This window comes from Paenibacillus sp. CMM36 (assembly GCF_053570945.1).
In genome coordinates this window covers 1-19,485 of the sequence record NZ_JBSEDY010000005.1, presented here as the reverse complement: position 1 = coordinate 19,485, position 19,485 = coordinate 1, and the positions used below count along the sequence as shown (strand labels likewise).

Here is a 19,485-nt window from a genome sequence, read left to right as displayed (position 1 = left end):
GATGAAAAGGAGCTTCCCTTATGGACGGGAAAATTACGCCCCGCATTATTTTGGCATCGACTTCACCAAGAAGGAAGGAATTGCTCGCATTTTTGAGACTCCCCTTTGAGGTGGTGCCAAGTCATGCGGATGAGAGCACGCCTGAGAGCTGGACGCCTCAGCAAATCGTGGAGACCCTTGCGGCACGCAAAGCCCAAGCGGTCGTGAACACCGTCACTCAGTCGAAGGAAGCCGGACTGGTGATTGGCAGTGATACCATTGTCGTGCTGGATGGTTCGGTATTGGGCAAGCCAGCCGACCTTGCGGACGCAGTTCGCATGCTGACTGCATTGCAGGGAAGGACACACCGCGTGTACACCGGGGTAGCCTGCATACATACCGGAACCGGCGAAGTGCTTGTCAGACATCGCCAAACGGAGGTTACAATGAAGCCTCTGAGTCAAGAGCAAATTGTGGCATACGTGAATACTGGTGAACCGTCTGACAAGGCAGGAGCGTATGGCATTCAAGGCATGGGTGCTACGCTGGTGGAATCTATTCAGGGTTGTTATTTTAACGTCGTAGGATTGCCGCTTTCCTTGCTGTCGGACATGCTGTCCGATTTTGGAGTGAATGTGTTGCGTCCATAAAGGGGATAAACATATGCTGGAGTCGCCAATACTGATGCTTCGCGACCTCCCCCATGAAGAACGACCAAGAGAGCGCATGATGACATATGGGGCGGATGCCTTAAGCAACGCGGAGTTGCTGGCAATATTGCTGCGTACAGGAACGCAAAATGAGTCTTCGGTGCATTTAGCGCAGCGTATTTTGCAGCAGGCAGGAAATTTGCGTCAACTGGTGGATATGAGCTTGAGCGAGTTGACCCAGATTAAGGGCATTGGGGATGCTAAAGCGATACAGCTAAAAGCGGGTATCGAACTGGGGCGTCGATTAGCTTTGTCTCGCCATTTGGAGACCCCGGTGATTAGTTGCCCGCGGGATGTGGCAGATCTGTTGTTTGAGCAGCTTCGTTATTTGCAGAAAGAGCATTTTGTATGCTTGTTCCTTAACACTAAAAATCATGTCATTGCTCAGGAAACACTATCTATGGGTAGCCTGAATTCTGCCATCGTGCATCCACGTGAAGTATTTCGGGCAGCAATCAAATGCAGCAGTGCTTCAATAATTTGCGCTCATAACCATCCGAGCGGTGATCCGAAGCCAAGCCCCGAAGATGTCCAGTTGACTCGCCGCCTGATGGAAGCGGGCAACATCGTGGGTATCGACGTGCTTGATCATATAGTGATCGGGGACGGGACCTTTGTAAGTTTGAAGGAACAAGGTCTGATATAATATAATATTTAAATCAAACATTTAAACACGACCGGATAATCCGGCCTGAATAAACCGCTTATACATTGGATAACAGATTTCAGGGAAGAGAAAAGGAGATTACATCATGCTGGGTGGCTTTACAAAAGATTTGGGAATAGATTTGGGGACGGCAAACACGCTTGTATACGTAAGAGGTAAAGGAATTGTGGTTCGTGAACCATCTGTAGTCGCTTTGCGTACAGATACAAAAACCATTGAGGCTGTTGGTGAATCTGCGAAAAAAATGATCGGTCGCACACCGGGAAATATCCGTGCGATTCGTCCGATGAAGGACGGTGTCATTGCTGATTTTGATACGACAGCAACGATGATCAAATATTTTATCCGTCAGGCGCAAGCCCAACGCTCTTTGTTTCCACGCCATCCGAACGTGATGGTTTGTGTGCCTTCGGGCATTACTGCGGTGGAGCAGCGTGCTGTTGAAGATGCGACGAAGCAAGCAGGCGCAAGAGAGGCATATACGATAGAGGAGCCGTTTGCAGCAGCAATTGGCGCTGATCTTCCTGTATGGGAGCCTACAGGCAGTATGGTTGTCGATATCGGTGGAGGTACAACCGAGGTGGCAGTCATTTCCCTGGGTGGGATTGTAACAAGCCGCTCCGTGCGTGTCGCTGGCGATGAAATGGACGAGTCCATCATCCAATACGTGAAGCGCCAATACAATCTGATGATTGGTGAACGGACTTCAGAGCAACTGAAAATGGAAGTGGGTTCAGCTATGCCATTAGAGCAAGTGGAAACCTCGGAAATCCGCGGACGTGATCTGGTAACAGGTTTGCCGAAGACGATCACGATTACTTCTGATGAAATTAGTGAAGCATTATCGGATACAGTCAATGCAATCGTGGATGCGGTTAAAGTAACACTGGAAAAATGCCCTCCCGAATTGGCAGCGGATATCATGGATAGAGGTATTGTACTTACTGGCGGTGGAGCACTTCTACGTAACCTGGACAAGCTGTTGGCAGGTGAAACCGGAATGCCGGTGATCGTAGCAGAAAATCCTCTAGATTGTGTGGCAATCGGTACAGGCAGAGCGTTGGAAAATATTCATTTGTTCAAATCGCGCAGCAGTTCTGCCGTCCGTTCCAAACGTTGAATCGGGGGTGTAGGAACTGTTTAAGCTGTTTGGCAATAAAAGACTATTTGTTCTATTGATAGGAATCGTTCTGTTTATTGCCCTTATGGGGATTACACTTGGACAGAGGAATTCCTTAACCTGGCCCGAGAAGTTCGCCAGAGATTCGATTGGCTTTGTGCAAGGTATCTTTTACAGGCCCGCTTCTGCAATAGCGGGCTTCTTTGAAGATATCGGGAATATGCGCAGTATCTACGAAGAAAATGAACGGTTAAAAATTGCTGTGGCAAAGCTGACTCGTGACCAAATTCAGACCCATAATTATGTTGAAACAAATGCCAGACTGCAGAATGAACTGAAGTTCACCCAAACGCAAAAGGCGAAAAATAATTATGATTATCGTGTTGCTCAAGTGAACAGCGTCAGCAATGATTCCAAAACGCTTGTGATCGATATTGGTGAGAAGGACGGAGCGAAGGTTGGTCAGGAAGTCAGTTCGCTTGAAGGATTTGTCGGAGTCATTAGTCAAACGGGGAATTTTACGTCCACCGTTACCCTATTGACTACATTGGATCCTAAAAATCCGAATTCTTATGCTATTGCAGCGACAGTCTTGGGCAAGGAAAATCAATCGTTTGGTATGATTGAAAGCTATGATCCGGGTACGAACAGATTTCAAATGACTCGCATTGAGGAAAAAGATCCAATCGCAAAGGGTGATCAGATTATTACATCTGGCGCAGGTGGTAAATTCCGCAAAAACCTAATGGTTGGAACGGTAGAGAAGATTCAGGTTGGGGAGTTTGGCAAAACACGGACAGCGATTATTAAACCGGCAGCTAGCTTTGTGGATTGGAAAGAACTGCTCATCCTCTACACTCCTGAGGTACCGGAATAATGAAGATGCGCGGTCAGGTTCTAATACTGCTGCTGTTTGTACTGTTTATAGCTGAAGGGACGATTCTTCCATGGCTTCTTCCGGATAGTTGGCATTCAAGAATGGTTCCGAATTTTGTGTATGTCGTGATCTTGTTTGTGTCTGTGTATTACAGCCGTCATACAGCATTGGTGCTAGGTATTGTTTTTGGACTTATTCATGATGTAGTGTTCTATGGGTTTATCATTGGGCCTTATTCTTTTGCAATGGGGTTGTCTGCATACTTATTGGGGCTTGTTTTTACAGCTCGACGTGCGCAGATGCCCATTATGATGGCAGCCGTGTTGATTGGTAGTTTCCTCTTGGATTCTATGCTTTTTGCCATTGACCAGCTGTTCCAGCTGAATCATCAGACTTTCAATTGGGCACTTGCTCAGTATATAATTCCTGATTTATTTATCCATTTTCTGTTCGCCCTCATCATTTATGTCCCAGTTCGCAAGCAGTTGCAGCGTTTGGGTACCCGTGTGAAAAAGGAAGAGGCTGTCTAGGTCTTTTTACACACATTTTGTCCGGGTTAGCAGGGATTTGACGTCCCGGGGACGAAATGATTGAGATAGGAGGGACAGGCTAATGGCAGTGAAATCGAATCATGTCACGATTAAAGGCATCAAAGATGGCCTGGTATTCCTGCTGGACGATCAATGCGAGTTTGAGAATTTGCTGGGTGAGCTGCGTTTTAAGCTGGAGCACAGTCATCAAAATATTTTAACAGGCCCGATCATTCATGTGGATATTAAGCTGGGAAGCCGAGAAGTGACAGAGGAACAGAAGGAAAGTATTCTGGAGATTTTGAAGCAAAAGGGGAATCTGCTCATCAGGTCTGTAGAATCACCTGGACTGCCTGTGGAAGTGCAGGGAAAGCCCCCTATTCATACGGTGACAGGGATTATCCGATCTGGTCAAGTGCTTCATCACAATGGGAACCTACTCTTTTTGGGAGATGTAAACCCGGGTGGAATTATAACATGTACTGGTGATATTTATGTCCTCGGCGCTCTGCGAGGCATGGCGCATGCAGGGATGGAGGGAAATAGTGAAGCGATTATAGCGGCTTCCTATTTTGCACCGACACAGTTGCGAATTTCCGAAATGATCAGCCGTCCACCAGACGAATGGGAGACACGTGAATCCGGTATGGAATTTGCGTATCTCAAGGATGGCGCTATGCAAATAGATAAAATGAGCAATATTGTGCGTCTGGGCCGCGATTTTAACGTGTTCAAAGGGGTGTAGCACATGGGAGAGGCTATCGTCGTCACTTCAGGAAAAGGCGGCGTCGGCAAAACGACGACGTCAGCCAATATAGGAACAGCGCTTGCACTGCTCGGCAAAAAGGTATGTTTGGTGGATACGGATATCGGTTTGCGTAATCTAGACGTTGTGATGGGTCTAGAAAACCGAATTATTTACGACCTTGTTGATGTAGCGGAAGGTCGTTGCCGTTTAAATCAGGCACTGGTTAAGGACAAGCGTTTTGAGGAGCTGTATATGCTGCCAGCCGCTCAAACCAAGGACAAGAGTGCTGTTACGCCGGAGCAGGTTAAGGATATTATTTTGGAGCTTAAAAAGGATTTTGAATATATATTGATCGATTGCCCTGCGGGTATTGAACAAGGCTTTAAAAATGCCATTGCTGGGGCGGATCAGGCTATTGTTGTGACTACTCCGGAAAATGCAGCCGTACGCGATGCAGACCGGGTAATTGGTTTACTGGAAAGCTCACATGTGATATCACCCAAGTTGGTGGTTAACCGCATTCGCAATAGCATGGTTAAATCCGGAGATATGTTGGATATTGATGGGATTTTACAAGTGCTTAGCATAGACCTTATTGGGATTGTGCCGGATGATGAAATGGTAATTAAAGCAGCTAATACAGGGGAGCCCACCGTTATGAATCCAGATTCACAGGCCGCGATTGCTTACCGTAACATTGCGAGACGGATTTTGGGCGATACAGTGCCCCTCATGCAGCTAGACCAGAAGAAAAGCGTGATGACACGTTTTAAGAAGTTTTTTGGTATGGGTGGATGAGGAAAACCGGAAGTTATGGCTGGTAAATTGCTTCCACGCTTCCTAAGTGATTTTCTATTGGTTCTAAGGTAGGAGCTGTAGTAGTATTCATTTGTAATACTAGACACTTAAATAAGTAATAATCTTATTTAAGTGTTTTTGGTTTGTCTTTTTAAATTCCTATAATACGGCTTCACAAAATTTAGGGTCACTACATAAATATTATAAATACAAAACAAATCCGGTGCGTTAGCGCCGGTTTTTTTTTTGATTTTTAGGTACTTATTCCCGAGCGGGACAACATAAGTTGAAGCCCGTCCTCATAAGATGTATCAAACATACCTCGCTGAGGGGGCTGAACAGGATGAATAAAAATTCCGGAATCAAGCAGCGCAGAGAAGAACGTATACAGCAGCTAATCGCGGGAAGCAAAGCGGAGACGTATCCCTCTGGCATATATCAGTACAGGCACGGGGATAAAGATATGAGGTCGATGCCTATAGTCAGTGCCGACTCGCCCAGAGACCCAGAAACGGAGTGGAAAAATGAGCGGCAACACTGGCAGCAATCTTTTGGGGCGAATCGTGCTCCGTCTTTTTGGACTTCCTTTTGGCGAAGATCAGTCATAGCAACGGTGTTATTTGGAATGGTATGGGGAATGTTTCGTTGGGATATTCCTTATGCAGTGAATTTGAGAATGTTTATTGCGGATGCCTTGAATAAGGATATGGATTTTGCAGCCGTCGGACAATGGTATGAAACTTATTTTGACGGAGCTCCTTCCTTTTTGCCGATTTTTGGCGAGGAGCATGAAACGCACAAGGTAGCCGCAAATCGAAAGGGCTCTCCACCGATCGAAGGCACTATAACACAGCCTTTTGTACTGAGCCTGAAAGGGGTAGAAATTACGCCGAATGTCACTGACAACGGGCCAATCGTTGTTAAAAGTATAGATGCAGGACGAGTATTAGACATATTAAATCATCCCAAAAGCGGGATTTCGGTTACAGTTCGACACACTGGCGGTATCACAGCAACTTACGGGAGGCTTTCCCGCTCTACCTTAAAAGTGAACGACTGGGTTCAGGAGGGAGATGAGATCGGTGTACTGCCAGCAAGTCGCAGCGGCAGCGAGGCGGCAACTTTATTTTTGGCAGTTCAGAGAGGGGATCACTACATTGACCCGTCGGAAGTGGTAGCCCTTGATTAATGTCCGAGGGGTGACCTTATCACTACATCCACTGTTTGTATTGGTTATGCTGACCTCCATAATAACGGGACATTTTATCGAGATCATCACTTTATTTACATTGGTGTTTATTCATGAGCTAGGTCATGCGACAGCTGCTTCGTTGTTAGGCGCGCGGGTGCTTTCCATACAGATGTTACCCTTTGGAGGAGTTGCGGTCATTGAGGATCAGGGGAAGCTCAATGCGTGGAAGGAGATTGTCATTGCGCTAGCGGGGCCCCTGCAAAACGGAATCATGATCATCATCCTTTTATGGTTCAAAAATGTGAGTGGACCGGAGTATGATTATGTAAATTATATAATTCAGGGGAATGCAGTTATTGCACTGTTTAATTTGCTGCCCATTTTACCACTTGATGGTGGGAAAATATTGCAGGCAATGATTAGTTTATCCTTTTCTTATCACCGCACATTAGTGTGGACCTTTAGGGCCAGTATCGTAACGAGTCTGCTATTTTGTATGTATGGTATTTCACCGTTGTTAAGGCAAAATGGGCCTATGCATTTAAATCTGCTGGCGGTAGGGATTTTTTTGCTTTATTCTAATATTGTGGATTATCGGAATATCCCTTACCGTTTTATACGGTTTTTGCTGGGGAGGGACGAGCTTTTTTACCGCGAAATAGCTAAGGGAAGTATTGCCTTACCTATTGTATCCCTGCCAATGAAACATTTGGAGCCTATTTTGCGTCTTTTCAGAAGAGATCGGTATCATATGGTTTATGTTATGAATGAACAGGGACGAATTGTAGCCGTACTGCCGGAGCAACGCCTTATTCGCTCTTATTTTGCGACACGCCCGCCAGATGGTGGAGAACCCAAGCCTAAATAATGTTTTATGAGTAAGAAAGAGGCTGTATCCAGAGAGGTTGAAAAACCATGAAGCAAATGATTGTACAATGCCAGCAGCAGATGACCCAAATGGCGCTGTTGGAAGAGGGACGATTGGTTGAATATGCGGCTGAACTACCGCGAAAACGGGGGATTCTAGGTTCTTTTTTCAAAGCGAGGGTGGTCAATGTGCTACCAGGTATGCAAGCCGCCTTTGTTGACATTGGACAGCGAAAGAATGCCTTTTTGTACGTAGATGACGTACTTCACGCTCATTTGGACAAGCAGCCGGAGGTAAAGCCATCCATTTCTGAAGTGTTAAAGGTGGGGCAGGAAATTGTAGTACAGGTATTAAAAGAGGCAGTTGGTAGCAAAGGAGCCAGGGTCACCACTCATTTTTCACTTCCGGGTCGCTGGATCGTATATATGCCCCGTGCTGATTATGTGGCCGTATCCAAGAAGATCGAACGTGAGGGCGAGCGCACCCGTTTGAAAGCAATGGGAGAGCAGCTACGCACAAGTGAGGAAGGACTCATAATCCGTACCGTTTCGGAGGACATGAGTATAGAGGCGATTGAAAATGATCTGAATCAACTACGTAAGCAGTGGGCGGCTATTCAGCGTAAAGCTGGTGAACACTCGGCTCCGTGCGAATTACACCGGGATTTAAGTATTGTTCAGCGATTGATTCGGGATGTGTTTACACCTGAACAGGATGAACTGGTTATTGACAGTGAAGAGCAAGCAAAGGATGCAGAAATCATGCTGCAACAGATTGGTCCTGCGAAAGCTCATGTAAGTATATTTCGTGGTGCAGAAGAAACGATTTTTAAAGCTTATGGCATTCATGAGCAGCTGGAACGCGATTTTGCGCGAAAGGTATGGCTGCAGGGCGGTGGATACATTGTCATTGATCATACGGAGGCACTAACCGTCATTGATGTGAATACCGGGAAGTTTACGGGAGGCAGTAATCTGGAAGAAACGGTAACCCGGACTAACATTGAAGCAGCTGAAGAGATTGCCCGCCTGGTACGTGTGCGTGATATTGGTGGTATCATCATCATTGATTTTATTGACATGGAACAAGAGGAGAACCGTCGGGAAGTATCCTCTGTGCTGGAAGCAAGATTGAAGAAGGATCGGACCAAATCTTATGTTGTCGGTTGGACGCGGTTAGGTTTGCTGGAAATGACCCGCAAAAAAGTGCGTGAAGAAAAGACGCTCGTGTAGAGCGATGCGTAACCCAAAATCATTTTAAAACTAAAGGTTGAATGTGTATAAAGCTTGTGCTACAATCATTTAGTATGTGTGATGCGTAAGATTGGCTGCACATGCTGTAACCGCTCCAATCAGGTACTGAAGTGCAGTATCCTAAGGGAATCTGCCACCTGCTATTAGGCGAGTCTGAGACATAAGGAGGTGCAAGCAAATGTACGCAATTATCGAAACAGGTGGTAAGCAATACAAAGTTCAAGAGGGCGACGTATTGTTCATCGAGAAGTTGGAAGCTAATGATGGTGAAACTGTAACGTTCGATCGTGTTCTGGCAGTGTCCGGCGACAATGGCTTGACAGCAGGTACACCGCTTCTTTCTGGAGCTTCTGTAACAGCTAAAGTTGAGAAGCATGGTCAAGGTCAAAAGGTCATCGTATACAAATACAAACCTAAAAAGAACTACCATGTGAAGCAAGGTCATCGTCAACCGTACACGAAAGTGACGATTGAAAAAATCCAAGCGTAAGAGGGTGCGATAAGTGATTATCGTGCGTATTACACGACTGGAGGATGGCAGCATACAGGGGTTTTCCGTTAAAGGACATGCAAATTTCGCTAAATCTGGCGAGGATATCGTATGTGCTGGCGTTTCGGCGGTAACAGTAGGAACTGTCAATTCGATTGGAGCTCTTACGGACGTTGAGATGGAAACGGAAATGGAAAACGGCTTTTTAAGCGCGTATCTTTCTCCTGAAAGTTATCATGATGCGAACGCACAGGTTCAACTGTTGCTGGAGTCCATGGTGATTATGCTGACAAGCATTGCTGAATCATACGGTAAGTATATTCAAATAGAAAATAATCAAAGAAGGAGGTAGACATCATGTTGAAATTGACATTGGATCTTCAATTATTCGCATCGAAAAAAGGTGTAGGTTCCACAAAAAACGGACGTGACAGTAAATCGAAACGTCTTGGAGTGAAACGTGCTGACGGTCAAGCAGTTACCGGCGGTAGCATCCTGGTTCGTCAACGCGGAACGAAAATTCACCCGGGCACGAACGTGGGCATCGGTAAGGACGACACCCTGTTCGCGAAAGTGGACGGCGTTGTGAAGTTCGAACGTTGGGGCCGTGATCGCAAAAAGGTGAGCATCTACCCGATCGACGTTGCTCCAGTAGCAGCTACTGTAGAAGCTTAATAGCGGCTTAGACACGCTGAAAAGCCTCCGGCACTTTTGTCGGAGGCTTTTTTGCATGATGGTAATGAACTGGAAAGTTAGTCTGTGCTATACTGGATTAAGGTTCTTTAATAATCCATTTAATTATCGCAGAACGGAGAGAAGCCATGTTCCAGCGGATAAGAGCGCCTTATCTGGCGTTGGGTTCCATTCTGATTCCTTTGGTTTTTTCACTGCTCTATCCCGAAGTATTAACGATTATCTTATTAGCAGTATGGTCTGTAGTTGCTGCATGTTTTGGTATGTGGTACACGAATAGACAGGTTGAGTATGAGCGGAAAGCTGCTTTGCGTTCTTTTGAGCGTACAGCGATTGCAATGCTTAACCATCATCGGCATGACTGGATGAATGACTTGCAGGTGCTTTATGGATATATTCGCATGAATAAGCATGATAAATCTGTTGCTTATGTGGAAACAATAAAAGGGCGCGTGGCGGAAGACAGTAAAATATCTAAGTTGGGTATTCCCTCACTGGTGTTTTATTTACAGTCTTTTCGCGTGAACGCCGGTAATTTACAGTTGTCGGTACAGGTTGAGGAGCAGTTAAAGTTAGACGCTGTCATGTCTCCCGAAGACGGCGAGTCGCTTGCCTCGGCCGTCATAGAAACGGTGCGTGCGTATCAATATGGCGGGGGCCGGTCGTCCTGGGGAGAAGTGCGCAGATTGACACTTTATTTCGGTATGGATCAGAATGATGTTATCGTCCGTTTTGAAGGAAGTGACATACCTGCGGATTTGAATATCCTTAAGCGGGTCAGATCCGTACCCGGAAGTGAACGCATTCGAACAGAGAAGCTCCCTACGGGCGAAATGTTTCAAATTCGGATGCAGTGCCAGACATAAGGAAGGTGTAACCATGTTTGTAGATAAAGCGAAGATTTTTGTTAAAGGCGGAGACGGCGGAGACGGATTAATTGCGTTTCGTCGTGAGAAATACGTTCCTGAAGGTGGCCCAGGTGGTGGTGACGGAGGGAACGGTGGAGATGTAATTTTCCGTGTAGATGAGGGTTTGCGTACCTTGATGGATTTTCGGTACCAACGACATTTTAAAGCCCAGCGTGGAGTGAAAGGTCGTAACAAAAGTCAACACGGAGCCAATGCGGAGCACATGATCGTACGTATACCACCGGGAACGGTCATCATAGATGATGATACTGGTGAAGTAGTAGCAGATATGACACGTCATGGTCAACAAGTCGTCGTAGCTAAAGGAGGACGCGGAGGACGCGGGAACATCCGTTTTGCTACGCCGAGTAATCCAGCGCCTGAGTTGGCTGAGAATGGCGCAGAAGGACAAGAACGTTATATCACGCTTGAGTTAAAAGTGATGGCTGACGTAGGTTTGGTCGGGTTTCCTAGTGTTGGGAAGTCTACCTTGTTGTCGGTTGTATCTTCCGCAAAACCGAAAATTGGGGCATACCACTTTACAACGATTACTCCGAATTTGGGCGTTGTAGATGTGGGTGATCATCGTAACTTTGTGATGGCGGATTTGCCTGGTTTGATTGAAGGAGCTCATGAAGGTATTGGGCTGGGACATGAATTTCTGCGGCACATTGAGCGGACGCGTATTATTATCCATGTCGTGGATATGGCGGGCTCCGAAGGACGTGACCCGTTTGAAGATTGGACTAAAATTAACGACGAATTGAAACAATATAATGCAGCATTGGCTGAGCGTCCACAAATTGTGGCGGCCAATAAAATGGATATGCCGGAAGCGGAAGAAAACCTGGCTCACTTCAAAGAGCAGATTGCTTCTATACGTCCTGATCTTGAAATCATGCCTATTTCCTCACTGACACGTCAAGGTGTGAAGGAACTGCTCTACCGGGCTGCTGATTTGCTGGATCAAATACCAGACGAGCCGGTTGTTGAGGAAGTAGCAGAAGTCAATGAACGTAAGGTATTTAAGCTGGATACAGCAGAAGACGAGGGCTTTACAATTGTACGTGAAAACGATACATTCGTGGTGCAGAGCCCTAAAATTGAGCGCATGATGAAGCGCATGCAGTTGAACTCGCATGATGCTATTTTGAAATTAGCAAGAACGTTACGCCACATGGGTGTGGATGCTGAGTTACGCAAGCGTGGTGCCAAAGATGGTACATCTGTACGCATTGCTGATTTCGAGTTCGAATTTGTTGAAGGCAGCAGCTACTACTAAATTTTAAATTAAGGTCTAAAACCTGAACGGTTACTGTACTATAGGAAACTCTATAGAAGGCAGTAGCCGTTTTTTGCATTGTTTGCTTGCCGATTTTCATGAGTTTCGATATAATGTCCTCTATACAAAAACATAAGTCTTTGAGGAGAGGACGTTCTTGAAAGAGCGCTATTACTTGGTACGGGAAGATATTTTGCCTGAAGCTATTGTTAAGACCATACAGGTGAAACTGCTGCTGGCTTCAGGAGATGTTAAAACCGTGCATGATGCCGTGGAGCAAGTTGGGCTAAGCCGAAGCGCCTTTTATAAATATAAGGATGGCATACATTTGGTTAACCAGCTGGAGCGTGAGCGAATTGTTAATATCTCTATTGATTTGGAACATCAATCCGGAATGTTGTCCAGGGTACTTGGCAGAGTGGCAGATTTCGGAGGCAATGTGCTGACGATTCAGCAAAGTATTCCACTGCAAGGCAGAGCCAACGTAGTCATCTCGGTAGAAATGTCCAGACTCAGTGAAGAGTTGGGTGTTCTACTGGAGGGCTTGGAAGATATCTCTGGAGTCAAACGTGTTCGCCTGATTGGGCAAGGTTAAGGCAATACAGTTCATTAGATAAAAGTTATCAGGAGGGGAATGGATGAAACCGGTCAAAGTAGGATTGTTAGGTTTGGGGACGGTAGGAACGGGGGTCGTTCGAATCGTAGAAGGCAATCAGGAAGACTTGAGCAGACAAGTCGGTTCACCGATCATCATTGAAAAAATAGCTGTAAAAAACATAGAAAAATATCGTTCCATTGAAGTGGAGACGAGCAAACTTACTGAGGACCCATGGGAAGTTATTCGGGACCCTGAAATTGATGTAATTATCGAAGTCATGGGCGGCGTTGATCAGACGAAGGAGTACATTCTTGAAGCGCTGGAGCGGGGTAAACACATCGTAACGGCAAATAAGGACTTAATGGCTTTGCACGGTTCTGAAGTATTAGCAAAGGCGCAGGAAAAGCAGTGTGATATTTTTTATGAAGCGAGTGTAGCGGGTGGTATCCCGATCATTCGTACACTAATTGAAGGTTTCTCCTCCGACCGCATTACCCGCATTATGGGGATTGTGAACGGTACGACAAACTTTATTTTAACCAAAATGAGTCAGGAAGGGGCCTCGTACGAGGAAGTTCTCAAGGAAGCACAGGAGCTTGGGTATGCTGAATCCGATCCGACCTCAGATGTGGAAGGACTGGATGCAGCCCGTAAAATGGCAATTCTCGGCACGCTGGGTTTCCGCTCTAATGTAGAGCTCAAGGATGTAAGTGTCAGCGGCATTTCAAAGGTAACCAGTGAAGATATTGCTTTTGCTAAAAAACTAGGATATGAAATGAAATTGCTAGGCATTGCAGAGCGCCAGGGTGATGAATTTACGATTAACGTTCAGCCGACCATGGTACGCAAGCAACATCCATTGGCTTCGGTGAACGGGGTATTCAACGCGGTGTATGTGCATGGTGAAGCAGTGGGTGAAACCATGTTTTATGGTGCGGGTGCAGGTGAAATGCCGACGGCAACATCAGTTGTAGCCGATTTAGTTGCTGTAGTGAAAAATCTCAAACTTGGTGTCAATGGGCTTAAAGCCATCGTTCCTTACAACCCTAAAAAAATTAGTAACGACGAAGATGTGTATTTCAAAAACTTCGTGCTTCTGCATGTGGATGATAAAGCAGGGGTGTTGGCACGGATTACGCAAGTATTTGCTGAATTTGATGTCAGTCTGGCATCTGTTGTGCAGCAACCGAATGAGGTTAACCCCGATGCTGAAATTATTATCGTGACTCATTTAGCCAGTAAAGCAAGTATGAAAAAGGTTTTGGAGCATTTTGAAACTTTGGACGTCATCCGTCGCATCAAGAGCGTATATCGAGTAGAGGGATAGTCAATAAAAGCAGGAGGAATTGTCTGTATGACCGTTTTAAAAACAGTAAGAGTGCGTGTGCCCGCGAGTACGGCCAACTTGGGTCCGGGCTTTGATACATTGGGCATGGCGTTGTCCTTATATGCATGGATTGAAATGAAGGAGGCCGAACAGACGGCTTTTCATTTATACGGAGATGAAATGAATGGTGTTCCTCAAGATAAAACTAATCTGATTTTCAAGGTAGCACAAATGGTTTTTCGGGAAGCGGGTGTATCAGTTCCTGAGCTCGATATTTCGATGTACTCAGATATTCCACTCACTCGTGGTTTGGGCAGCAGTGCTTCCGCCATTGTGGGCGCCTTGGTCGCTGCAAATACGTTGATTGGCTCGCCTCTGCCGGATTCCAAGTTGTTCGATATGGCAAGCGCCATTGAAAAACATCCGGATAATGTTGGAGCTTCTCTGTTTGGCGGTATTATTACAGCGATGTGGGACGGTGAGCGTGCTAGGCATTTACGACTTGAACCGGATACCAATCTGGAGGTTATGGTAGTTATTCCAGATTTTCAGCTGTCCACGTCGAAAGCCAGAGAGGTTCTACCCGCACAAGTATCATTGAAGGATGCTGTATATAATATAAGTCATGCTTCCATGTTGGTAGCAGCATTGGCATCAGGGCGAACCGACTTAATCGCTGAAGCGATGCGTGATCAGCTTCATCAGCCTTACCGCGCGGCACTTGTGCCAGGTATGACAGAGATCTTGCAGGATGCGCACCATTATGGTGCTTTGGGTGTGGCTCTAAGTGGGGCTGGACCAACGTTGCTGGCATTGACAGATCGGCGGGAAAATCGGAAAGCAGAGCTGGAGCAGTATTTAACGGATACCATGAACAAAGAGGGGATCACTGCTTCTGTTTTAAAATTGCGCCCTGAGAATGAAGGAGTTAAAGTATATACAGAAGGGAATACTCTCCCTTTTATGGATATGATTAAAGGGGAACTTACGATATGAAACGAATTGCACTTCTTCCTGAGGGGACTGTTTCTCATGAAGCGATTAAGTATTTGTTAGGAGATACGTCCCATGAATTACTTTTTTACAAACATATCGCGGACGTATTTCAGGCAGTAGACAAGGGTCAGGCAGACTATAGTGTAATTCCCATTGAAAATACGATTGATGGCTCTGTAAGTTTGCATATGGATTGGCTTGTACATGAAGTAGACATTCAAATGCAGGCGGAATGGGTATATCCTTCAATTCAAAATCTTATTGGTCATCGCAGTGAATTTACGAAGGATTTGGACAAGCTAGATTTGAGCAAAGTGGTCAAAATTATGTCTCATCCTGTGGCGCTTCCCCAGTGTAAAGAATTCATACAGGCTTCCGCTCCTCAGGCCGAGTTGGAGAGTGCAGGAAGTACGGCGGAAGCCGTCGAAATTGTTAAACATAACCCCGGTAAAGGCTGGACCGCTCTCGGAACCAAGCTTGCGGCTGCCAAACACGGATTGGATATTTTGGCCAGCAAAGTGACGGATCACGATAACAACTTTACCCGCTTTGTCTTGATCGGTCATCAACCTATAAGTCTCCCGGGTACGCCTGAAGGTCAGCGAACCAGTATTTTGGTCACGCCGCCGCAGGATTTCCCGGGAGCGCTGCATCAGGTTTTATCCGCATTTGCATGGCGCAGGTTAAATCTGTCCCGTATTGAATCGCGTCCAACCAAAAAGCAATTGGGGAATTATTATTTTTACATTGAAGTTTTGGAATCTCTGCATTCCGTGCTACTTCCGGCAGCCTTTGCAGAGATCGAGGCTTTGGGGTGCCATGTACGTGTTCTTGGCTCTTATCCAAGCTACAAGTATGTTGAAGCAGCGATCGAACCTATTTTAAAGGAACATTAATCGGAGGTGTGATTTTAATGGCAGAACAATGGATCTATCTGGATGGGCAGCATGTGACTAAGGAAAACGCAAAGGTTTCCGTATATGATCATGGATTCTTGTACGGAGACGGTATATTTGAAGGCATTCGTATTTATAACGGAAATATTTTTAAATGTAAGGAGCACTTGGAGCGCCTGTATGATTCTGCGAAATCCATTCAATTAAACATTCCGTTGTCTTCTGATGAAATGTTGGAAGCAATGGCTGAAACGATTCGTCTTAACGAAATGCGTAACGGATATATCCGTCTAGTTGTATCCCGAGGTGCAGGAAATCTAGGTTTAGACCCTCTTCGTTGTGCGAAGGCGAGTGTCATCATTATCGTGGAGCAGCTCGCCATTTACCCAGAAGAAGCTTACTTGACTGGCCTGAAGACAATTTCTGTCTCTCAGCGTCGCAACATCCCGGATGCTTTGAATCCGAAGATTAAATCATTGAACTATCTCAACAATATCCTCGTGAAGATCCAGTCTAACTATGCTGGTGTAGGTGAGGCTATTATGCTCAATTCCCAAGGATATGTGACGGAAGGCTCTGCAGACAACATTTTCATTGTCAAAAACGGAGTGTTGTATACACCTCCTTGCTATTTGGGAGCGCTTGAAGGAATTACTCGTAATGCTATTATCGATTTGTGTGCTAAGCTTGGGTACTCCCTTAAGGAACAACCTTTTACACTGCATGATGTATATGTTGCGGACGAGGTGTTTTTTACAGGAACTGCGGCAGAAGTTATTGCAGCTTATGAGGTGGATGGTCGTACGATCGGCTCCGGCGTTGCTGGCCCAGTGACTTTGGAGCTCCTGACTGAATTCCGGAAGATCGTGGATCAGGATGGCTACAAAGTGTGGCAGGACTAAAATAAAACCGAATCCTTTTAACTGAATGCTCGCGAGAGTATTTAGTTAAAAGGATTTTTTTGTTTGTATGGGGTCATTCGCCCGGTAGGTGCATAGGATGTAATAACAGAAGCCGGGCGTTTATCCCGCCCGAACGAAAGTCTAGGAGGTTTGTGACCTGTGAAAATACACATCGTCAAAAAAGGTGACACTCTATACTTGCTGGCACAGAAGTATAATGTGACGCTGGAGAAAGTTATTGCCGCCAATCCCCAATTGGCAGACCCTAATCAGTTGAGCATCGGAGAGAAAATTAAAATTCCGACAGAGCCTGTCACGATGGAAACACAGCCGTCAACGGTATATCAACACAAGGTTAAGCAAGGAGATTCATTATGGAAATTGTCCAAGGCGTGGAATGTACCGCTCAAGCTAATTATTGATGCCAATTCCCAGCTTAAAAACCCGAATGCACTACTGGTTGGAGAAACAGTTAATATTCCACACTACAAAGAAGAGAATTCTGATTTTACTGAGAATAAAAAAAATACCGCAGTCAAAGAAGAGATGACACAGCCTAAACCTGAATCCCCCACTAAGCAAGAACTTACCCAGCCCAAGGCAGAGATGACACAGCCTGAGCCGGAGAATATGCCTAGCCCTAAAGAGGAGATGACACAGCCGAAAGAAACAGTGAATCCTCCTAAGCTTCCTGAATTAAAACTGCCTGAAGTTCCTATGGCACCCGTAAATCCCGCTCCACCTCAAATGCAGCCCATAGTTACACCACCTGCTCCACCTCAAATGCAACCTATAGTCACCCAACCGATTGCATCTAAGCCACAGCTTCCTACAACTGTTGTGAAGCAACCTGTAGCTGAAAAGTTTTGCGGCTGCACAAAATCGGAGCCGATGGTAAATTCCGAGTGGTCGATACAACAGCCGACATCTGATTATAGCCCACAAATAAATGCAATGCCGAACTCGTGGTATCCGGGGATTGGGTCTCCTCAAGCGCCTATAAATACCTCCTTAGCAGAATATGCCTCTCCTACTGTAGTTTCTGATCAGGGCTATCATCATGACTGTGAGCATCCATGGTGCTGGGGGCCTGTGCAGACACCAATTATAAATGCCTATCCAACTCCTTATCCTGCCTATTCAGATTGCTGCGCCCCCGGATATTATCCGAGCCATGAAGCGTCTGAAAATGCATCCTATCCTGTCTATCCTCCATTTATCCATCAAGGGCATCCGCCGCAGTATTCAGAGAGTACAGTCCAGAGCAGTCAATGGAGCCAGGCATGGGGAGGACCTCCATATGGTTTGCCTGCGGCTGGACACGTATCCGACTATAGCCAACTACAAGGGCAACAATCTGCGAATTCCCCTTATCATCCGTTTGCGCATGGGAATGCACCTATGTATCCATTAGAGGGATATACAACACCCTATATGTTTATGCCAGACTGTGGATGCCGGGAAGAGAACGTCCAGTCGGCACCAGCAATTCCAGGAACGCAGGAGGTAGGTAACAATCTGACTATAGCATCCCAAAATGAAATTGATTCTTCTTCTAAAACAAAGGATCGTAGCGTGAGTAAAGGTAAATCAAAAGACAGCTCTGGCAGCACATCCAAAGAAGAGACGTCCAAAGAAGAGACGTCCAAAGTCAAGGTTTCCAGTAAAAATGCTACTCATAAGAAGCAAAAATCCCGTAATTCAACTGGAGGAGAAACTCGTTCCTCATCCTATAGTGCTCGTTCGCGTAAAAATCCATGGATTAGGGACTGACGTGGCTAAAAGTAAAAAGTAAAAGAAGAGAGACTCCTAGTAGTGCCCCGGCTTTATTAGTCATTAAGAGAAAGAAATGAATGTTAAAGAGACTGTTATTCTGCTTGAGGGAATAATGGTCTCTTTATTTAAATGCAGTGATTTTAAAGATGAGAAAATAATTTTTTAAAAAAGGTGTTGCTACTAAGCTTATATATGTGGTATATTCTTATAGCTGTCTTTTACAAGATAGTTAGCAACACGAAAACTAAGCAGAGTTGATTATAAAATTCTCTTAAAAAAAGTGTTGCAAAGACGCGGAAAACATGATATATTATTTAAGTCGCCGCTGAGATGCGGTGGTGAAACAAAGTGAGATATGATGTAGGTTTGATCTTTGAAAACTGAACAACGAGTGAGTGCGGATTTTGCTTGCAAAATCCAACGCTGAGATTTTGGTACATGCCATCAGGCTGTATAAAATGGAAGCAAACAAGAGATATTTTTTATCTCGTCAGTTTCAACATGAGCTTATCGCTCTTTCTATAAACCAACTTCGGTTGGTCTTTAATGGAGAGTTTGATCCTGGCTCAGGACGAACGCTGGCGGCGTGCCTAATACATGCAAGTCGAGCGGGGTTGTGTAGAAGCTTGCTTCTACACAACCTAGCGGCGGACGGGTGAGTAACACGTAGGCAACCTGCCCACAAGACAGGGATAACTACCGGAAACGGTAGCTAATACCCGATACATCCTTTTCCTGCATGGGAGAGGGAGGAAAGACGGAGCAATCTGTCACTTGTGGATGGGCCTGCGGCGCATTAGCTAGTTGGTGGGGTAAAGGCCTACCAAGGCGACGATGCGTAGCCGACCTGAGAGGGTGATCGGCCACACTGGGAC

General features: G+C 45.7%; 21 protein-coding genes, 1 rRNA gene and 1 other annotated feature. All 22 genes read left to right on the top strand.

What is annotated here, in order from left to right; all coding sequences use genetic code 11:
- Nucleotides 1-20: 20 nt before the first annotated feature.
- Nucleotides 21-629, top strand: a complete 609-nt coding sequence (locus tag ACWA2B_RS12105; RefSeq protein ID WP_449292242.1) for a Maf family protein — start codon at nucleotides 21-23, stop codon at nucleotides 627-629.
- A gap of 13 nt (nucleotides 630-642) precedes the next feature.
- The gene (gene radC / locus ACWA2B_RS12100) at nucleotides 643-1,335 is read left to right on the top strand and encodes a RadC family protein (RefSeq protein WP_025722728.1); all 693 of its coding nucleotides are present in this window, start codon (nucleotides 643-645) and stop codon (nucleotides 1,333-1,335) included.
- A gap of 106 nt (nucleotides 1,336-1,441) precedes the next feature.
- On the top strand, nucleotides 1,442-2,476 hold the full coding sequence (locus ACWA2B_RS12095) for a rod shape-determining protein (RefSeq protein WP_013311600.1): 1,035 nt from the start codon (nucleotides 1,442-1,444) through the stop codon (nucleotides 2,474-2,476).
- A 55-nt stretch (nucleotides 2,477-2,531) separates the two neighbouring features.
- Nucleotides 2,532-3,353 (top strand): rod shape-determining protein MreC, encoded by an 822-nt coding sequence (mreC, locus tag ACWA2B_RS12090; RefSeq protein ID WP_029518420.1) that lies wholly within the window; start codon nucleotides 2,532-2,534, stop codon nucleotides 3,351-3,353.
- Complete coding sequence (mreD, locus tag ACWA2B_RS12085; protein WP_029518421.1) at nucleotides 3,353-3,883, top strand: rod shape-determining protein MreD; 531 nt, start codon at nucleotides 3,353-3,355, stop codon at nucleotides 3,881-3,883. The genes mreC and mreD overlap by 1 nt, the downstream gene beginning before the upstream one ends.
- An 82-nt stretch (nucleotides 3,884-3,965) precedes the next feature.
- Nucleotides 3,966-4,628 (top strand): septum site-determining protein MinC, encoded by a 663-nt coding sequence (locus ACWA2B_RS12080; protein ID WP_029518422.1) that lies wholly within the window; start codon nucleotides 3,966-3,968, stop codon nucleotides 4,626-4,628.
- Between the two features lie 3 nt (nucleotides 4,629-4,631).
- A complete protein-coding gene (gene minD / locus ACWA2B_RS12075; RefSeq protein ID WP_013311596.1) occupies nucleotides 4,632-5,429 on the top strand; it encodes a septum site-determining protein MinD in 798 nt (265 codons plus the stop codon).
- Nucleotides 5,430-5,772: 343 nt separating this feature from the next.
- Complete coding sequence (locus tag ACWA2B_RS12070; protein ID WP_029518423.1) at nucleotides 5,773-6,618, top strand: peptidoglycan DD-metalloendopeptidase family protein; 846 nt, start codon at nucleotides 5,773-5,775, stop codon at nucleotides 6,616-6,618.
- Nucleotides 6,611-7,489 carry a M50 family metallopeptidase gene (locus tag ACWA2B_RS12065; protein ID WP_029518424.1) on the top strand — a complete coding sequence of 293 codons (879 nt, stop codon included), beginning with the start codon at nucleotides 6,611-6,613 and terminating at the stop codon, nucleotides 7,487-7,489. Before ACWA2B_RS12070 ends, ACWA2B_RS12065 begins: the two co-directional genes overlap by 8 nt.
- A gap of 47 nt (nucleotides 7,490-7,536) precedes the next feature.
- A complete protein-coding gene (locus ACWA2B_RS12060) occupies nucleotides 7,537-8,721 on the top strand; it encodes an Rne/Rng family ribonuclease (RefSeq protein WP_029518425.1) in 1,185 nt (394 codons plus the stop codon).
- Nucleotides 8,722-8,819: 98 nt separating this feature from the next.
- Nucleotides 8,820-8,907, top strand: a sequence feature (ribosomal protein L21 leader region).
- Between the two features lie 13 nt (nucleotides 8,908-8,920).
- Nucleotides 8,921-9,232, top strand: coding sequence for a 50S ribosomal protein L21 (gene rplU / locus ACWA2B_RS12055; RefSeq protein WP_013311592.1), 312 nt, complete (start codon nucleotides 8,921-8,923; stop codon nucleotides 9,230-9,232).
- 13 nt (nucleotides 9,233-9,245) lie between these two features.
- The gene (locus tag ACWA2B_RS12050; protein WP_013311591.1) at nucleotides 9,246-9,584 is read left to right on the top strand and encodes a ribosomal-processing cysteine protease Prp; all 339 of its coding nucleotides are present in this window, start codon (nucleotides 9,246-9,248) and stop codon (nucleotides 9,582-9,584) included.
- Nucleotides 9,585-9,589: 5 nt separating this feature from the next.
- Nucleotides 9,590-9,907, top strand: a complete 318-nt coding sequence (rpmA, locus tag ACWA2B_RS12045) for a 50S ribosomal protein L27 (RefSeq protein WP_039272574.1) — start codon at nucleotides 9,590-9,592, stop codon at nucleotides 9,905-9,907.
- 146 nt (nucleotides 9,908-10,053) lie between these two features.
- Nucleotides 10,054-10,791, top strand: a complete 738-nt coding sequence (locus tag ACWA2B_RS12040) for a Spo0B domain-containing protein (protein WP_029518427.1) — start codon at nucleotides 10,054-10,056, stop codon at nucleotides 10,789-10,791.
- Between the two features lie 13 nt (nucleotides 10,792-10,804).
- Nucleotides 10,805-12,115 carry a GTPase ObgE gene (obgE, locus tag ACWA2B_RS12035; protein WP_039272573.1) on the top strand — a complete coding sequence of 437 codons (1,311 nt, stop codon included), beginning with the start codon at nucleotides 10,805-10,807 and terminating at the stop codon, nucleotides 12,113-12,115.
- A 157-nt stretch (nucleotides 12,116-12,272) separates the two neighbouring features.
- Entirely contained in the window at nucleotides 12,273-12,710 is a 438-nt protein-coding gene (locus ACWA2B_RS12030; RefSeq protein WP_013311587.1) for an ACT domain-containing protein, read from the top strand.
- A 43-nt stretch (nucleotides 12,711-12,753) separates the two neighbouring features.
- Nucleotides 12,754-14,040, top strand: coding sequence for a homoserine dehydrogenase (locus ACWA2B_RS12025; RefSeq protein ID WP_029518429.1), 1,287 nt, complete (start codon nucleotides 12,754-12,756; stop codon nucleotides 14,038-14,040).
- A gap of 27 nt (nucleotides 14,041-14,067) precedes the next feature.
- Nucleotides 14,068-15,036 carry a homoserine kinase gene (thrB, locus tag ACWA2B_RS12020; protein WP_342434401.1) on the top strand — a complete coding sequence of 323 codons (969 nt, stop codon included), beginning with the start codon at nucleotides 14,068-14,070 and terminating at the stop codon, nucleotides 15,034-15,036.
- Nucleotides 15,033-15,932: a prephenate dehydratase gene (pheA, locus tag ACWA2B_RS12015; RefSeq protein WP_029518431.1), complete on the top strand. Its 900-nt coding sequence runs from the start codon at nucleotides 15,033-15,035 to the stop codon at nucleotides 15,930-15,932. The genes thrB and pheA overlap by 4 nt, the downstream gene beginning before the upstream one ends.
- 17 nt (nucleotides 15,933-15,949) lie before the next feature.
- The gene (gene ilvE, locus ACWA2B_RS12010; RefSeq protein WP_165148833.1) at nucleotides 15,950-16,834 is read left to right on the top strand and encodes a branched-chain-amino-acid transaminase; all 885 of its coding nucleotides are present in this window, start codon (nucleotides 15,950-15,952) and stop codon (nucleotides 16,832-16,834) included.
- A 159-nt stretch (nucleotides 16,835-16,993) separates the two neighbouring features.
- Entirely contained in the window at nucleotides 16,994-18,607 is a 1,614-nt protein-coding gene (locus ACWA2B_RS12005) for a LysM peptidoglycan-binding domain-containing protein (protein ID WP_449292241.1), read from the top strand.
- A 546-nt stretch (nucleotides 18,608-19,153) separates the two neighbouring features.
- A 16S ribosomal RNA gene (locus tag ACWA2B_RS12000) occupies nucleotides 19,154-19,485 on the top strand; the annotation flags it as partial.

Bases quoted from the DNA above. Each gene is read 5' to 3' on its own strand.
- ACWA2B_RS12105 (WP_449292242.1), top strand. From the start codon at position 21: ATGGACGGGAAAATTACGCCCCGCATTATTTTGGCATCGACTTCACCA.
- radC (WP_025722728.1), top strand. From the start codon at position 643: ATGCTGGAGTCGCCAATACTGATGCTTCGCGACCTCCCCCATGAAGAA.
- ACWA2B_RS12095 (WP_013311600.1), top strand. From the start codon at position 1,442: ATGCTGGGTGGCTTTACAAAAGATTTGGGAATAGATTTGGGGACGGCA.
- mreD (WP_029518421.1), top strand. From the start codon at position 3,353: ATGAAGATGCGCGGTCAGGTTCTAATACTGCTGCTGTTTGTACTGTTT.
- ACWA2B_RS12080 (WP_029518422.1), top strand. From the start codon at position 3,966: ATGGCAGTGAAATCGAATCATGTCACGATTAAAGGCATCAAAGATGGC.
- minD (WP_013311596.1), top strand. From the start codon at position 4,632: ATGGGAGAGGCTATCGTCGTCACTTCAGGAAAAGGCGGCGTCGGCAAA.
- ACWA2B_RS12070 (WP_029518423.1), top strand. From the start codon at position 5,773: ATGAATAAAAATTCCGGAATCAAGCAGCGCAGAGAAGAACGTATACAG.
- ACWA2B_RS12060 (WP_029518425.1), top strand. From the start codon at position 7,537: ATGAAGCAAATGATTGTACAATGCCAGCAGCAGATGACCCAAATGGCG.
- rplU (WP_013311592.1), top strand. From the start codon at position 8,921: ATGTACGCAATTATCGAAACAGGTGGTAAGCAATACAAAGTTCAAGAG.
- rpmA (WP_039272574.1), top strand. From the start codon at position 9,590: ATGTTGAAATTGACATTGGATCTTCAATTATTCGCATCGAAAAAAGGT.
- ACWA2B_RS12040 (WP_029518427.1), top strand. From the start codon at position 10,054: ATGTTCCAGCGGATAAGAGCGCCTTATCTGGCGTTGGGTTCCATTCTG.
- obgE (WP_039272573.1), top strand. From the start codon at position 10,805: ATGTTTGTAGATAAAGCGAAGATTTTTGTTAAAGGCGGAGACGGCGGA.
- ACWA2B_RS12025 (WP_029518429.1), top strand. From the start codon at position 12,754: ATGAAACCGGTCAAAGTAGGATTGTTAGGTTTGGGGACGGTAGGAACG.
- thrB (WP_342434401.1), top strand. From the start codon at position 14,068: ATGACCGTTTTAAAAACAGTAAGAGTGCGTGTGCCCGCGAGTACGGCC.
- pheA (WP_029518431.1), top strand. From the start codon at position 15,033: ATGAAACGAATTGCACTTCTTCCTGAGGGGACTGTTTCTCATGAAGCG.
- ilvE (WP_165148833.1), top strand. From the start codon at position 15,950: ATGGCAGAACAATGGATCTATCTGGATGGGCAGCATGTGACTAAGGAA.